General features: G+C 36.3%; 14 protein-coding genes. 5 read left to right on the top strand and 9 right to left on the bottom strand.

Annotation, left to right across the window (positions count from 1 at the left end):
* Positions 1-83: 83 nt before the first annotated feature.
* Positions 84-989: a sialate O-acetylesterase gene (locus KEM10_RS06205; RefSeq protein WP_212214880.1), complete on the bottom strand. Its 906-nt coding sequence runs from the start codon at positions 987-989 to the stop codon at positions 84-86.
* A gap of 45 nt (positions 990-1,034) precedes the next feature.
* On the bottom strand, positions 1,035-1,691 hold the full coding sequence (locus KEM10_RS06200) for a hypothetical protein (RefSeq protein WP_212214877.1): 657 nt from the start codon (positions 1,689-1,691) through the stop codon (positions 1,035-1,037).
* Positions 1,692-1,808: 117 nt separating this feature from the next.
* Here KEM10_RS06200 and KEM10_RS06195 point away from each other — a divergent pair, with 117 nt between their 5' ends.
* The 4 genes from KEM10_RS06195 to KEM10_RS06180 all read left to right on the top strand — a co-directional run bounded on the left by KEM10_RS06195 (position 1,809) and on the right by KEM10_RS06180 (position 6,582).
* Positions 1,809-2,747: a sensor histidine kinase gene (locus KEM10_RS06195; RefSeq protein WP_212214875.1), complete on the top strand. Its 939-nt coding sequence runs from the start codon at positions 1,809-1,811 to the stop codon at positions 2,745-2,747.
* The gene (locus tag KEM10_RS06190; protein WP_212214871.1) at positions 2,744-3,391 is read left to right on the top strand and encodes a response regulator transcription factor; all 648 of its coding nucleotides are present in this window, start codon (positions 2,744-2,746) and stop codon (positions 3,389-3,391) included. Before KEM10_RS06195 ends, KEM10_RS06190 begins: the two co-directional genes overlap by 4 nt.
* A gap of 100 nt (positions 3,392-3,491) precedes the next feature.
* Complete coding sequence (locus tag KEM10_RS06185; RefSeq protein WP_212214870.1) at positions 3,492-4,517, top strand: inorganic phosphate transporter; 1,026 nt, start codon at positions 3,492-3,494, stop codon at positions 4,515-4,517.
* A 139-nt stretch (positions 4,518-4,656) separates the two neighbouring features.
* Positions 4,657-6,582 (top strand): ATP-binding protein, encoded by a 1,926-nt coding sequence (locus KEM10_RS06180; RefSeq protein ID WP_212214869.1) that lies wholly within the window; start codon positions 4,657-4,659, stop codon positions 6,580-6,582.
* Between the two features lie 48 nt (positions 6,583-6,630).
* On the opposite strand, the gene KEM10_RS06175 is transcribed toward KEM10_RS06180, so the two are convergent.
* From KEM10_RS06175 to KEM10_RS06160, 4 genes are all read right to left on the bottom strand, one after another.
* Positions 6,631-7,173 (bottom strand): hypothetical protein, encoded by a 543-nt coding sequence (locus tag KEM10_RS06175; RefSeq protein WP_212214867.1) that lies wholly within the window; start codon positions 7,171-7,173, stop codon positions 6,631-6,633.
* A 99-nt stretch (positions 7,174-7,272) separates the two neighbouring features.
* Positions 7,273-7,818 (bottom strand): chromate transporter, encoded by a 546-nt coding sequence (locus KEM10_RS06170; protein ID WP_212214865.1) that lies wholly within the window; start codon positions 7,816-7,818, stop codon positions 7,273-7,275.
* A 23-nt stretch (positions 7,819-7,841) separates the two neighbouring features.
* Positions 7,842-8,396, bottom strand: coding sequence for a chromate transporter (locus KEM10_RS06165; protein ID WP_212214864.1), 555 nt, complete (start codon positions 8,394-8,396; stop codon positions 7,842-7,844).
* A gap of 443 nt (positions 8,397-8,839) precedes the next feature.
* Entirely contained in the window at positions 8,840-9,895 is a 1,056-nt protein-coding gene (locus KEM10_RS06160; RefSeq protein ID WP_212214862.1) for a cupin domain-containing protein, read from the bottom strand.
* A 488-nt stretch (positions 9,896-10,383) separates the two neighbouring features.
* On the opposite strand from KEM10_RS06160, the gene KEM10_RS06155 reads away from it, so the two are divergent.
* Positions 10,384-10,932 (top strand): helix-turn-helix domain-containing protein, encoded by a 549-nt coding sequence (locus tag KEM10_RS06155; RefSeq protein WP_212214860.1) that lies wholly within the window; start codon positions 10,384-10,386, stop codon positions 10,930-10,932.
* Between the two features lie 3 nt (positions 10,933-10,935).
* On the opposite strand, the gene KEM10_RS06150 is transcribed toward KEM10_RS06155, so the two are convergent.
* The 3 genes from KEM10_RS06150 to KEM10_RS06140 all read right to left on the bottom strand — a co-directional run bounded on the left by KEM10_RS06150 (position 10,936) and on the right by KEM10_RS06140 (position 15,465).
* A complete protein-coding gene (locus tag KEM10_RS06150) occupies positions 10,936-11,799 on the bottom strand; it encodes a DUF4249 domain-containing protein (protein ID WP_212214858.1) in 864 nt (287 codons plus the stop codon).
* A 3-nt stretch (positions 11,800-11,802) separates the two neighbouring features.
* The gene (locus tag KEM10_RS06145) at positions 11,803-14,028 is read right to left on the bottom strand and encodes a TonB-dependent receptor (RefSeq protein WP_262897915.1); all 2,226 of its coding nucleotides are present in this window, start codon (positions 14,026-14,028) and stop codon (positions 11,803-11,805) included.
* 156 nt (positions 14,029-14,184) lie between these two features.
* Positions 14,185-15,465: a hypothetical protein gene (locus KEM10_RS06140; protein WP_212214848.1), complete on the bottom strand. Its 1,281-nt coding sequence runs from the start codon at positions 15,463-15,465 to the stop codon at positions 14,185-14,187.
* Between the last annotated feature and the right edge of the window lie 118 nt (positions 15,466-15,583).

The raw sequence follows: 15,583 nt of genomic DNA, 5'->3' as shown, positions 1-15,583 counted from the left end.
AAACAAGGATCGGATCTATACTAGCGAAAGCCTTATAAAGATCCGATCCTTACTTTTAAATTTGAATCACAGTTTCTCTTTGATTATTCCATTAGTTGATACATTTTATCTGCAACACGTTTCCCAAAATCGATGTAATCTTTGCTTTGATAATGCCAGGGATCTGAATAATGGTAATACTTGGTTTCGCGCACTATTTCTGCTTTATCATCTTTTCGCACATAATCTTCCTGTGCCTGACGAACCAAATCTCCATAAGGCCAAACTATGCCTCGCTTATGATTCCACGAGTCAGTAATTTTACCTATTACCACAGGTAAGTCATCTGTTCGGAAAGAAGCCCGAATCATATCCATCAACCGCTTTAAATTGGCTTCATATCGTTGAGCTATCTCAACCGATTTGTCGGCATCACTCTCCCCTTGCATCCATGCAATTCCACAAGGAATCAAAACATCAGGTTTTCCATCACCGTTTATGTCCAGTTGTGAGAGGGCACCATTGACTGTCTTCAAAAAGTAATCCCACTGGTTAATTCCTCCCTTTCCTTTATAATCAGGTTCCCAACATCCGAAACCACCTCCAGCTAAACTATCGATGGAACTACCTCCACGGGCATATTTTATAATGGCAATCTTTGCATCAGGATAGAGTTGTTTTAAACGATAGGCAAAACTCAACTCCATTCCAAATCTATTGCTTAAAGAATTCTTCTCCCCGTCTGATTTAAAATTTCTTCCATGTCCTGGTTTTAAAGGCTCCCACAAACCTAGACCACCCGATTCATTTCCATCACTAACCGGGTTACCGTGATAAATCCAAACATCATCCATATTCTTCAAAAGGCTATCGGGTAAATCTTTGTTATATCCATACCCTACCATATTTGACTGTCCTCCCAAATAAAACAGTTTAAATTCATCACCTTTCTTTTTGGCAAAAGCCGAAACAGTTAGTAGTGATAATAATACTACAGTTCCTAATCTCATTTTTAGTTCTATTTATTTTTATAAATTACTTTCTTGCTTTCATTTCTAGGTCCTTACTTCTTGCCTCCATGCAACATATTCAGATAATATTTCAGGCAAAGCTTTAAACGAAGTACCATCAGGAATCTGTTTCACGAAGGAATATTCTAAACCAAATAAAAGAAGCACATCGTTTACACTCTTACATTCTTTTGATTTTTGAGCTTTTATCAGTCCTTCTTCTGCAGAATAGAGGTAATAATCAGTATAGGTATAGTAGGAGGCCGTTAATTCATATTCAGGGTTCGAAGGAAAAATACGTCGAACATCTTTATATAGTTTAACCTTACTGCTATGCACAAGCATTAAAAAACGTGCTTTGCTGCGTTCGGATCTAACCAGGCTCTTTTTCTCAGGCCTGAAGCTACGATACTCATAAGTACTTTGACGGTAGATAAACGAAAAAAGCTTGATATTATCAGGTGTATAATGTTTCCACTTTTTTATTCCTGCTGGTCGAAACCATACCTCGGAATGTAATATTTCATTATCAAATGAATTAAAACAAACAGCACCTGAGGCCTGATTAAACAGATTAATCCTAACCTCTCCCATTATGGTATCCTGCTTATTTGTTACAACAAAACCTTTGGCATTAACATAGAATGCATGAAGCGGGGCGAAAGAAAAAAGCCACAGTATTAAAGGCAGCAAACATTTCACAACGTATGGATTTAGATTACAGCATTAAGATATAAAAAATATTATAACCATTTAAAACACTGTAAAAATACGCTTAAAAACGTATTCAACACGATTATATATTTTGTAAATTTGTATATGGTTATTCTAATCGCTTTATGCATATCTGTTCTTCTGCAGTTTGGTGCCTTTTTTATCACCATAAGTCTGATACCTAAGACCAAATTCAATGTGGCCTGGATTAGTATCTCTGCGGGTTTCTTATTAATGGCTTTCCGAAGATTAAATGATTTACTCGAATTGATCACTTCTGAAGAACCTAATACCTGGATGAGTCTCAACAGCTGGATTGCCATCGTTATCTCTCTGACAATGCTTTTGGCTTCTTTCTATATTCGTAAATTATTTGATTTCATTAACCAGGTGGAAAATATTAGAAAAGACAATGAAACAAAAGTGCTAAGTGCGATCCTTCAGACAGAAGAGAAGGAGCGTAAACATTTTTCAAAAGAATTACACGATGGTTTAGGTCCGATATTAAGTTCAATCAAAATGCTTTTATCGGCATTGAATATCGAATCAATTGACAATGAAAACAAAGAAATTTTACAGCGGACTGAAAAAACGGTCGATCACGCTATCTTAACAACCAAAGAAATCTCTAATTATCTGAATCCTCAGGTATTAGAACGCTTCGGACTTAAGAAAGCATTAAAAACCTTTACCGATGGTATTGAAGCCACTAAAAAACTAAGAATAAAAACGAATATTAATCTTCCCGATTCTACAATAGACTATAATATAACCTTGATCTTATACAGGGTATACTGCGAATTAATTACTAATACTATAAAACATGCTGAGGCTAATGAAGCTTCCATTACCATTCTTCATTTTAATGATAAAATAACGGCTGTATATGAAGATAATGGTACAGGTTTTGTGATTAAAAACAGTACCGCTAAAGGGTCTGGCATTTTAAATATGAAGTCACGTATTAAATCAGTCAATGGCAGATTTACTTTATCCAGTTCACCCGGAAACGGAATATTTGTAAAAATTGAGATTCCACAATGACATCACATTTAAAGACATACCTGGTTGACGACCATGTGCTTTTCCGGGAAGGCATTCGTTTCTTACTGGCTAAATGGAGTCAAATTTCCGAAATCCATGAGGCTGATAATGGTCTTGAGTTAATCAATAAAGTGGAAACAGTAAAACCTGATATTATTCTTATGGATATTGACATGCCGGAGATGAACGGCATTGATGCCACAAGAAAAACATTACAAATTCTTCCTGATTGTAAAATATTAGCCCTATCAATGCATACCGATGAGTGTTTTTATAAGGATATGATTGATGCGGGAGCCAAAGGTTTTTTGCTTAAAAATTCCAGATTTGAAGAATTACAAAAAGCCATTGTAGAAATAGTTAAAGGCAATAATTTCTTTTCTCCCGAAATATTAAGTTCTATCCTTAAGAATATGAACAAGCCCGACAAGAACACTAACACCTTAGGGTTAACAGAAAGAGAAGCTGAAGTATTAATACAGATATGCAAGGGATTGCAAAATAAAGAAATAGCTGATATTCTGTTTTTAAGTAAACGAACCATTGATAAACACCGACAAAATATACTACTAAAAACAGAATGCCGAAACACAGCAGAACTGGTCGTATACGCAATTAAGAACGGATATTACAAATACGACTAACTACGCTATATAGCGTAGTGGCATTATACGATTTAAAGGGGTTTTAAGCCTGTTATAGTTTTCTGACATTTGATTCTTACATATACAAAAACAAGATCAAATGTTAATTCCTTTTCTGATACCATTTATAATTGCCATGTTTCTATCTATTAACATGGGGGCAAGTGGAACTGCTCCTGCTTTTTCAGCTGCTTACGGAGCCAGAATAATAAAGGATAGTTTAATACCTGGATTATTTGGCATTGCTGTTTTTGTGGGTGCTATTATTGGAGGAAAACAAACAGCAAAAACTGTTGGAAGCGGACTTTTATCACCCGAATTAATGTCATTTTCGGTTGTATCAATTATTCTCTTCTCTGTTGCCATATCGCTATTGTTGGCAAATATCTTTGGTATACCACAATCAACTAGTCAATCAACTGTAACAGCGGTTGTGGCACCTGCTATTTTCTTCGACTCCTTCGACAATCACAAACTTTTTTATGAGATTCTTCCCACCTGGTTTGTAATGCCAATGCTCTCGTTTATACTTGCCTATTGTACCGGAAAATATATTTATAAACCCTTGCGTAGGAAAGGCTATACTATGTCAGCCAGATTAAATCAAAGCCCCTACCTGAAAGCTTTGGTTCTGATTATGTCAATTTATGTAGCCTTTTCAATTGGCACAAATAATGTTGCCAATGCTGTCGGTCCCATTACCACAATGGCTTTTAACGAGTTAAATATATCACAGGATAATCTGATACATGTACTGATCCTATCCACCCTCATTGTGGCTCCCTGCTTTGGTATTGGCAGTTCAATTATGGGCACCAAAGTACTTCAAAACACTGGAAAGGAAATTGTTTTATTCGGTAGAATTGAAGCCGTATTTATTGCCTTTTTATCCGCCACTCTTCTTTTAATTGCCTCTTTAATAAAAGGCATTCCCACTTCATTGGTGCAGATTAATGTGGCAGCTATAATTGGTATTGCCATTGCTAAATTGGGTTCAAGAAACATCCTCAAAAAAACCGAAGTTCAAAAATTCTTTATTATGTGGATGATCTCTCCCTTTATTTCCTTTTTACTAACATTTAGTTTGATATATATATTTGACTATTACCAATTATTGGATTTGTAGTTTTTTGTTTTTAAATATGCTTATCTTATGCAAAAACACAGTGGTACGTGTAACAAAAAAGAATAATTAATGTATCATGTGTTATAGAAGTTAGTTGATAAGGGAATGGATACTTAACAGTACCACAACAATATTTATAATGAAAAAATATGTTGCTTTGTGGGTAGGCTGTATACTATCGGCAACTATTCTGTTGAGAGCGCAGAACAGTAAGATTGATAGTCTTAGGGAGGTAATAAAGTCTAAAACAATACAAGACACCTCCGCCATAGACGCGCTGAATGATTTAGGAAACGAACTTCTTCTTAAATCACATTGGGAGGCTATGGATTCCTATCAAAATGCTTATCAAAAATCAATACAGATTAACGACACTGTACGAATTGTTAATAGCCTTATTGGTTTATGTGATGTATACTCGATGAATGGAGAGTACAAAAAATCGCTGGAGTTTATTGCCGAAGCATTAAATTATGCTTTTAACAATTATGATTTGCTCGCCACCTGCCACAGTCGTTTAGCCATAGAATATTATAATCTTGGAAAAAATGAAGAATCAGTTAAACACGATCGGCTATCACTAGAGTATAACCTTCTTATAAATGATTCCAATAAAATTGCCTACGACCTTCACAACATTGGAACCTATTTTTTAGGAGGAGAATACAATGATTCAGCCATATACTACTATAACTACTCCAACAGTTACATTAATAATTCGAATGACGAATTGATTGCCTACAATAACAGTCGTATTGGATTTGCTCATAACTACGCTGAAAAATACGATTCTGCACTACAATATCATCTACTAGCCATTGAACGGTTTGCTCAGGATAGTATGCTTTACGAAATGGCACTTGAAGAAACTTATTTAGCTAAGCTGTTTTTTGAGCAAGAAAAATATAAATACGCCTTAAAGCATGTAAACGAGGCTAAAAACCTAAGCGTGGCATTAAATAATCATCTATTAATTAAAACGTGTCATCACCTGTATTTCGACATATACAATAATTTAAATGAATATAAAAAAGCATTGGATCATGCTCTGCTAAAACAGGCATACAGCGATTCGATAGATGAAAAAAATCAATTGAATACAATTGAAACACTTAAAACACAACAATCATATAACGAGCAAAAAAGAAGACTGGAGACGGCTAAAGCAAATAACTCCGAACTAGCATACAAACAACGCAAATTACTTATATTTAGCGTCATTATAATAGTCCTGCTTGTTATTTGTATTGTAATTTTAATCGAAAACAGAATTAAACAACGAAAGAACAAAGAGTTGGTTTCACAATTAAATAAGGTTAATGATTACCAGAAGAAATTGCTTTCTATTATTGGTCATGACTTAAGAGATTCAGTTGGCAACCTTAAAAATTTTACGGAACTAATGCACTTCAACCTATTGGAAAATAAATCCATCAATACCATGGTTGAAAATTTTGTTCCAATGGTTAATTCCACCTACGACTTACTTAACAACCTTTTGTTCTGGTCGAAAAACAATAACAAGCAATTTGCCCCTCAATACGAAACCCTCAGCAACCTTAGTCTTATTAAAGATGCTACCGGTCACTTAAATCATTTAGCCCAAGCAAAACAAGTTACCATCGAAAACAATATTCAGCCTGCTTCTTTTGAGGGTGATAGAAATATGCTATTAACCATCTTGCGTAATTTACTGTCGAATGCTATTAAGTTCTCTTATCCCAATTCAATTATTTTGATTGGATCAAAACCGGTTGATAATATGATATTGATTTCGGTATGTGACAAAGGTGTAGGAATGCGAAAAAGTCAGATTGAAAGTATTTTAAATGCCGACATCAATGAACACTCTGAAGGAACAAAAGGAGAATTTGGCTCTGGGTTAGGCTTATCGTTATGCTTATCTTTTATTAAAAAGCTTAACGGAAAAATTACCATTGACAGTTCCCCGGGAAAAGGCAGCTCTTTTCATTTACATATACCGCAAAAAAAGAATCAAAGAACACAAACAGAAGCCCTATCCACACCGGCATCATGTTGGTTTAGAACCCGACTTGACAAATAAAAAAAAGACCACCGTATGGCAGTCTTTTTTAGTTATGGTATGAATTAATTATTTCACAATAATTGGTTCAACTGCACCCTCTTTCAATGTCAGACTTTCAGCATTCAGAATGCTTTCAAGGCTATTAACATCTACGTTAGCAGTACTTAAAAAGTCAGAAGGAACCACTACTACTCTAAAGGTTTGATTTCGTGTATATCCGCTTGGCAAAGTTGAAAAATCTACATCTCCATCTAAAAATACCGCCATATCAACAATTCTATCACCGGCTATGTCAGCGGTAAAATCAAAGTTGTATTGCAGAATTGCCCCTGAAGAAAAATAAGTAGTTTGAGGTAATGGTCGCCAATAGTCTAAACCATCACTATCCCATAAAATATAAGTTAGAATTACATCCGATTCATAGGGGTCAAAACCATTATCAAGAAAATTAAAAAGGATCTCATAATCATTTGCAGCAGTAAAATCTCCGGTAAACTCAAAGGTAGTACCAATAAAATCACCTCCCGGAGGGCCAGCTGGTCCCATAGGACCTTCACAAGCGGTTAATCCAAGAGTGAGTGCAATTAATATAGTTGTAAGCGTTCTCATAACAAATAGTTTAAGATTAATAATGTATTTGATAGTCAAGTTTCAATTTTCGTGCCGAAAATAAAGGTACTCTTTATTTGCCGCACTCCACTGCTCTGTTTAGAATAGTATCAAACCAACTAAACCTGATAATACTAACAGCAGAATTGGATGAACTTTTTTGACCCAGATAATAATACTCAAACAAACCAATGAAAGCAAGACCGCCATCCAATTTACATTAGAGAATATCTCTTCGAAGTGCGTTTCACGAATTACCATTATTCCTGCATACAAAATCAAAGCAACAGTTACCGGTTTTAATCCGCTAAAGATTGCCTCTTTGATGTCACTCTCTTTTACTTTACGCAGGAAACGGGCTATAATAAGCATTACTATAATAGATGGTGCAGCCAAAGAAGTAGTTGCCACTACACTACCGGTTACTCCGGCAACACTCCCTCCGATATACGAAGCGGTATTCATAGCAATTGCTCCGGGAGTCATCTGTGACAAAGAAAAGAAATTAAAAAATTCTTCCTGATTCATCCAGCCATTACGCTCTAACTCTTCCAATATTAAAGGAATCATTGCTAATCCTCCTCCAAAATTAAAGAGTCCTATCTTAAAGAAGGAAACAGCTAATCGATACAAGTCTGCAAACATATAATGAAATGTTAAAGTAGTAATTATTTATTGCTATAATGCGGAATCATCCATTTCCAGATAAACCCTGCAAAGCCACCTATCAGAATGGTATAAATCGGATGTAAACCAGCCAATAAAGCAATTATTGCACCTAAAAAGATTAAGAATGGTATATGACTTTTTATGCCTGCCCGAAAGAGTTTATAAACCGAATGTAAAATCATTGCAGCCAAACAAGCTCTGATACCGGTAAATACTTTTACCAAATATTCGTTTGACATTTGACTATCCATTAAAAAAAACAGTGTGGTAACACAAATCAGCGATGGTACAATAATACCTAACGATGCCAGTATACCTCCCCAGATGCCATTGCGTTTACTTCCAATAAATGTTGCCAGGTTAATGGCGATGGTACCCGGTGTCATTTGCGATACCGACATTATTTCCAACAGTTCATCGCTGTTAATCCATTTCTTTTTCTCAACCAGGTCGCGTTCCAGGATAGGTATCATTGCATACCCTCCTCCAAACATAACTGATCCTAACTTTACGAAGGTGAAGAATAAATCGAAGTTTTCTTTTGCTCTTGCCATAGGGCCGCAAAATTACACATAATTAATGCCTTATGAAAAATACGAATACTTATATTGAATTAAGATGATTTAAAAAATGTATAAAAAGAGATTTAATACGAATTTTCAATCATTATACAGTAAGGATTAACTTTTTATTTTTGCCTCAAGCCGGCCGGGCTTTTCCTTTCTTTCTTCAGCCAAAGAAAGGAAACAAAGAAGACCGCGGCGGCATTAGTGCTGATCATTTTCTATTATAGCTCTTAAGTGCGTCCGGGTGATCTCCTCCACAAGCTCGGAGCTTCCCGGGCTTACTAAAGATCTACTTCTATTAAATAATCTTCCCTAATGAGGCCGAAAAAAGAGTACAAGACAAATAATCAGCAATTGTATTACAAACCTAGTCAACTATACATCAATGAACTATTTGAACAAACATAAATACTTAAAAATCTTCTTATTGTTTATCGAATCAGTCTGTTTATCACTCCGCTTTGCTGAGGAAAGAATTTAACTAATTCGCTTTTTTCAGCCAGCTCAAAATCTTCAAACTCAAAGCCCGGTGCAACAGCACAGCTAACCAGTGCATATCCATAGCTATCTTTTAGTTCTGCTGCAAACCATACCCCTGGTTCAACCGTATATTGTAGCATTCCCGTCTCCTCTGATAATTCAGTAGCACCATAATTGCCATTAACATCAATCTCATGAATGATAAGGGGCATTCCTTTATGATAATACCAAACCTCGGGTGATTGAATACGATGAAAGGCTGAAAAATCGCTGTCAGCCAATAAATAATAAATGGATGTTAAAGCACTTCGACTGTTCTCTTTGTTAGATGATACAACATCCATAGCTGAGCGATAAACTTCCTTAAACCAACCTCCTTCAGGATGACGTTCCATCTGATAACAATCAACAATGCCTTTCACATCTTTCGATAGATAATCATCGGGAACCTGAAGATGGTTTTCATCCACAAATTGTTGCAATCCAGCCTGAGCTTCTGCCAGTTTTTCTTCCCAGTGTTTAACGGAGTTCTCTCCAATTTTATCAGTTACATATTTTACTCCCACAAACGGAATCTGATGCTTTCGGCACACCCGGGCTATGGCAAACGATTCCATATCAAACACATCACCGGTACCATCTGCCTCGGTTAAAAAAGTATCTCCTGTATTACAGGTACTATCAAACTGCCAATCTTTAAAAAAGGGTAATTGTTGCACCTCATCGGTAAAATCTTCCATATAGGGTACTCCAAAGGCATGCAGCTTTTCCATGTCCCTATCCACAAATTTACAGCACAGATGTATGGTTCCAACCGGGAATTTTACCGATCCGGCAGTACCTATATTCAACACTATTTCGGGTTTATACGCTTCAATACTTTTTTCAACAGCCAAGGCTGCACTTACCTTACCCACACCTGTTTTACAGTAATGAAAGTTACAATTAGGCATTGTTAGGTTCACTTTTTCTTCGTTGACTGCATAAACCACCAGTACATTCAGCATTCTATTTTGTTTTGAGGTTGGAAAATTCGAAGGCAAAAATAAACAATCAAAAGTGAATAACAGATATACCTGACTAAATTCTCTAAATCCTTGATTTTATTGGCCCCGGAGATAGTTTCACCCCTTCTTTGGGGTTAATCCCCCTCTATTAGGCAAAAATGTCTGTCTCAATCGGAAAAATATTAATCTCCACGAGTAATATTTGCCAGTTAATTACCTGTAATCACCACCTTTTGAGTCGTTTTTTTTGAAATAATCGGCAACTTTAAGCATCCCATTAGTAAAATTTCAATCTTCACTGGTAAAATAATTAAGATAATCGACAAAAGAAGGACTTCCATGGGTCGTTTTACCCATTCACTTAGCAGGATTGGGTCTTCCCGGGACATTCTGCTTTAACAAAATTGCAAGTGTCGTATAAATGTCGTGTTTTTGTAGTTGTGTTGTTACATCATTCAAGGTGATATTTGGAATCAAAAAACAGAACCATGGAAACAGGTAAACTCATCAAAGAATTGAGATTAAAAAAAGGGATGACTCAGGAAGAGTTAGCCGATAAAACCGAAGTCAGTACCCGAACGATACAACGCATAGAAAACGGAGATGTAGATCCCCGATCCTACACTTTACAAATGATTGCCAAAGCCCTTGAAGTTGATTTTAGTTTATTTGTCAACACTAAAACAGATGAAAGTGATAATACCATACAAGGTACCGAAATCAATTGGTTAGCATTTTTGCACTTAAGTGGTCTCATACCTATCCTGATACCTACTTTGTTAATGTGGAATAGAAAAAAAGACAAAACAAAAGAGATGTTGACTCACTTTCGGGCAGTTGTAAGTTTTCAATTAATCATTTTAGCGATAAGCCTGGCAGGCCTTTGGGTCTATTGGCATTCACATCAACTCATACCTTTTGTGGGAGCCCTGCTTGCCGGAGGGTTGGTTTCGATAGTAAATACAATACAAGTGTTGAGTGGTAAACCTTTTATTCATCCATTTTTTAAGCATACGGATATTTCCAGAAAGGGATAGAAATTATTTATACACCACATAATTACGAGATGCCAATCCGGTCCACCGGCCAATTCCGCCATTAATATTGGTGGGTGTTTTCTGATCTACAAAAGAAAACGGGCTTCCCTGACTAAGGTTATCAATAAAAATACCGTTAAGTACTTCAAACGATTCCCAATCAATGTGAGATATTTTTACAAATACCGTGTCATCAATGGCAAACTCATCTCTGATAATTGGTCTTTCAGCATCTACACCATAGATATTTAACGGATCGGGTTGATTGCTCCTTTTTACCTGATAGCTATGTTTATGTCCGTTAAACAATTGATCATTCATTAGTGGATTACCCGAAGGATGAAAACGAGTGGAATAGTGCAAGGTTTTAATTTGAGTATAGTAATAATTGGAAACCGCAGGATCATCATCTATGAAACCATTAATGATTATGGAGGTATCCGAAACCTGACTAAATTTTACACTGTCAACACGGGGTAATTCCGGAATAGTAGTCGAAGCTGTTAGCACTTCATCCTGATAAACCACTTCAAGCTGATAAGTAGCTCCAACCTTTCCTTTCATTTTAATTGATTCGTAAACAAAAGGAGGAAAAAACTCATCCCTGATTTTTAAGGTAAGAATCTCCGACTCTCCATCACTAGACAGCATGGTTACCTTTGCATAATTCAAAAAAGTACTTCTTATCGACGCTGAATCATACTCGGTAAGAAAGGGCGAACTCATGGTCAAAAAAACCTGTGCTTTCTGGCCATTCTCAATCCAACCATCCACCACAATTTTACGCTCGTAATCAACCTGCTCAAGATCAACATCCTTTGTACAGGCAACTGACAGCAATAATAATATGAACCACCACTTATGCATAAACTAAAATTTAAACCGCCAACTTACAGAGGGCATGATTGGAAACAGTGATACCTGTTTGGCTTTTATACTCATCTCGTAATCTTTTTCTCCACCTTCAATAGCGTAATAAATGTAATACGCATTACTTCTGTTGTACAAATTGATGATTGAAAAACTAAGTACCGACTCATTAAACACTTTCGACTCCAAATGATAATTCATTGACAAATCAAGTCGATGATACGATGGCATGCGATAATTATTAACTCCGGCATAATCATTAGCAATTGATCCCATAATCCAATAGCGTCCGGTAGGTAAGGTGGCCTTATTACCTGAAGCATAAATAAACACGGCACCAAAATCGATTTTTTTATTGTGCTGATACGTCATCTGAAGATTCACATCGTGCCGGCGATCGTATTTGGCATCGTGCCACTCTCCATCATTAATTCCATCAAAACGTTGCTTTGTCCATCCCAGTGTATAACCCACCGTAAAGTTAAATTGTCCTTTTTGCTTATTCAGGTAAAACTCGCTTCCCCATGCCATGGCCTCGCCACGATAGAAATTCTCATCGAACTGCTCCACCTCAACATTATTTACATTTAACTTTAACAATAACTGATTCTTCATCCACTTGGCATATGCTTCAACACCCCATTGGATATTGTATTTCTCTAAAAATTTAAAATAACCCAGTGTAAACTGATGACCAAATTCAAGGGGCAGGTTGGTGGTCGATGGCATCCAAATATCACTTGGTAAGGGGATTGATGCAATAGAAGCCAAATGAATGTTTTGAGTATTAAAAGCATAGGATGCCTTTACCGAAGATGAGTGACTTGGATGATAACTTACAGAGCTCACTACGTTGGGCTTTATTTGGGCTTTGTCGTTAGTATTTTGCCCTGAAGTGCCACTTACATTCTGAACCTTATAATACATGAGTGCCAGTCCTCCGTATATGGTCCATTGGTCATTTAAAGCATATTGGTTGCTCAAAAACGGTTTAACAGCCAGACTAGTGTATTCATTCAATCGATAATCACTGTTTTCAACATAAGCGATCTCAAGGTTTTGCGGTGTAACATTGTATATGCTTGCATCCATACCCCAGCGCCAAATGCTATTACCTACCGTACAAACAAAACTATTTTTCAACTGTAATTGTTGATAGTCGGTTTTAAAACGCATATTCCCATCTTCTAACTCTGCACCAAAATCAGATTGATAACCCGAATAACTCACCGTATTATTCATGCTAAGGTTGGGTTTAAAAAGATATTTCCAAACCAACGCAACACCTTGATTCCCCCAATCGGAAAAGGATTCTACACGATGTTTTTCATTCGTCATAAAAAAATGATCATTCCCTAAATACCAGCTTAATGAAAGATTACTATTCCCAATGCTATAGTTAAGCTTTCCGTTCCAGTCGTAGAAATTGTATTGATTACTTTTGAAATAATTATCCTCATCGCTTAAAAAAGGCTGAGCCATATAGCCTAATACATCAAGGTAGCTTCGCCGAAAGCCGGTACTGAAAAACCATTTGTTATCGGACGATGCACCGGTATAGGTTAGGTTGGTAATTATATTTCCAATATTGCCGGCCCAATTACTTTCTTCGGTTTTTCTGTTTTGCGTTGATACCAGTATTGAAGAAGCCAATCTCGAACTCTGATGAACAGGAGCATTCCCTTTAAAAAATTCAACCCTGTCGGTAAGTAACGGATTAAACACCGAATAGATACCCATCAGGTGGGTTGGATTCATCAGTTCAATATCATCAAAAAGAACATAGTTTTGCCCGGGTGATCCACCTCTGACATAAATACCTGAATTACCTTCGCTAACGGATTGCATACCGGGTAATAATTGCAGACTTCGTAATACATCCGGACTCCCCATAAAACCGGGTATGGAGAGAATATCTTTATTACTAAGGTTTAGCTTACCGGGAATATAAGAGGATACTATCGACTTTTGATGGGCAACCACTTCAATTTCTTTGGTATTGAGCACTTTTAGTTGAAGCTTCACATTCAGCTCTTCGTTTTTCGATTTAAAAACCCAGATGGTTTGAGGATAAAAAGAAGTATGTCCAACCACTATCTGAACCGAATCATGGACTAATCCACATAACTCAAACATACCGTTCGCATCACTCACCGCTCCTTTGAATGAATCATACAAGGCAATATGTGCCATTGGTACAGGCGAATTTTTTTCATCGGTAATCAAACCGTTAATACACCAGGTTTGAGAATGTAGTATCTGATTGCTACAAAACAATAGACAGATGAGTAATATGTTGATGAGATGTTTCAATGAAACAAAGTAATAAAAGAAATGGAGACCTATACAGATCTCCAAATCACTTGATGTATTTTTATATGCTTATTGTACCGGATCAATATCCATATCGTAGTTGGTATTCATATCGTCAATCAATTTGTTGATTTCATTGATCATATCACCAAATCCACTGTCGAAGAAATCACCGCTCATTGCAGATTCGTCTCCAAATACCATACGCATATCCAAATCCTGATATGTTTCAGTTACATACGAATCAGTGTAATAATCGTTGTATTCATACTCATAGTCATTGACATAAATTTCGCCTTGGGCAATAATTTCATTTGAATCAGCGTATCTGATGTAAATTTTGGCGTTATCATTTAAAATATCAGCTTCTAACTGTAAGAAATCTTCTTCTGTTTCAATACCACTTCCATCAGCTGAATTAAAGTCATTAATGATGCCTTCAACGTCAATCAGACCTTCAGCTTTTACATTACCAATCTGGAAATATGCATTAGCACTACTTACAATATCCTGAGCCATGATATCACCGTCTTCCATGCCTTCTAATTCATCAAAAATAGCATCATAGTCGATATTACCTTTAACTTCAAAACCACTGGCCGAAATAACAGATCCGTTATAATCAAAAGAAGATGAAGTTTTCAGGTTTGATTTATTCTGTAAATCCAATTTGGCTGATAAATTATATCCTTCCAAATAAAATTCTTCTTCTAACAGTTTAGGAGTATCATTACTATACCATTCTCCGGAATAGTTGTAATAGCAAAGATCAGTACCTGATAAAGAGATGCTAATTTTCAAAGAATTTGGCAGCTCAACAACAAATCCTTCTTCTGTTTGGTTGGCAGCTACCTGATACGAAAAATTTGTTGCACTGATTGCAGCAGGTTCTCCATTAAGAGTAAATTTATATGTAATTTGGTCGGTAGCTTCAGTATATGTCCAGTCACTGATACTGGAATCCCACTCATAGATACCTGCTTCCTCAGCCCATAATGCCGAGAAAGATTCATCTCCTTCAGCAACTAATTGTTTTAGTTGAACTGATGCTTTTGATGATTGACGAACAGCTTCTATCTGATTTAAACCAGTTGCTACAACCTTGTTCACCTGCATACTTGACGTTTGATCCATTAATGACATGAACTCATTCATTACTTCATACAATGACAAATCAGCCATTGCATTCATTTGCTGAACAAAGGCAATCCCTTCAGATTCTATTTCCTGTTTGTGTTCTTCTGGAGACAGGCTACTAAAAGTATCCTTATCACCTTCTTCTTTACTACATGCTGTAAATGCAAGTACTCCGGCAAGTAATACTGCCGATAACAATAAATTCTTTTTCATGTTTGTTCTTTAATCTTAGAATAACTCAACAACTAGCTAAGCTCTTCAATAGTAATTGTAGGTTTTAATATTTGAATGGGTACGTATAAGGCAGCAGTTGGTTTCCAGATAAATTAAA

It is taken from the genome of Carboxylicivirga linearis (genome assembly GCF_018271995.1).
Lineage (GTDB): Bacteria > Bacteroidota > Bacteroidia > Bacteroidales > Marinilabiliaceae > Carboxylicivirga > Carboxylicivirga linearis.
The sequence above is the reverse complement of the archived record's forward strand: the minus strand, read 5'-3'. Positions and strand labels throughout refer to the sequence as shown.

Bases quoted from the DNA above. Each gene is read 5' to 3' on its own strand.
- KEM10_RS06190 (WP_212214871.1), top strand. From the start codon at position 2,744: ATGACATCACATTTAAAGACATACCTGGTTGACGACCATGTGCTTTTC.
- KEM10_RS06195 (WP_212214875.1), top strand. From the start codon at position 1,809: ATGGTTATTCTAATCGCTTTATGCATATCTGTTCTTCTGCAGTTTGGT.
- KEM10_RS06185 (WP_212214870.1), top strand. From the start codon at position 3,492: ATGTTAATTCCTTTTCTGATACCATTTATAATTGCCATGTTTCTATCT.
- KEM10_RS06160 (WP_212214862.1), bottom strand. From the start codon at position 9,895: ATGCTGAATGTACTGGTGGTTTATGCAGTCAACGAAGAAAAAGTGAAC.
- KEM10_RS06150 (WP_212214858.1), bottom strand. From the start codon at position 11,799: ATGCATAAGTGGTGGTTCATATTATTATTGCTGTCAGTTGCCTGTACA.
- KEM10_RS06180 (WP_212214869.1), top strand. From the start codon at position 4,657: ATGAAAAAATATGTTGCTTTGTGGGTAGGCTGTATACTATCGGCAACT.
- KEM10_RS06205 (WP_212214880.1), bottom strand. From the start codon at position 989: ATGAGATTAGGAACTGTAGTATTATTATCACTACTAACTGTTTCGGCT.
- KEM10_RS06155 (WP_212214860.1), top strand. From the start codon at position 10,384: ATGGAAACAGGTAAACTCATCAAAGAATTGAGATTAAAAAAAGGGATG.
- KEM10_RS06140 (WP_212214848.1), bottom strand. From the start codon at position 15,465: ATGAAAAAGAATTTATTGTTATCGGCAGTATTACTTGCCGGAGTACTT.
- KEM10_RS06165 (WP_212214864.1), bottom strand. From the start codon at position 8,396: ATGGCAAGAGCAAAAGAAAACTTCGATTTATTCTTCACCTTCGTAAAG.
- KEM10_RS06170 (WP_212214865.1), bottom strand. From the start codon at position 7,818: ATGTTTGCAGACTTGTATCGATTAGCTGTTTCCTTCTTTAAGATAGGA.
- KEM10_RS06175 (WP_212214867.1), bottom strand. From the start codon at position 7,173: ATGAGAACGCTTACAACTATATTAATTGCACTCACTCTTGGATTAACC.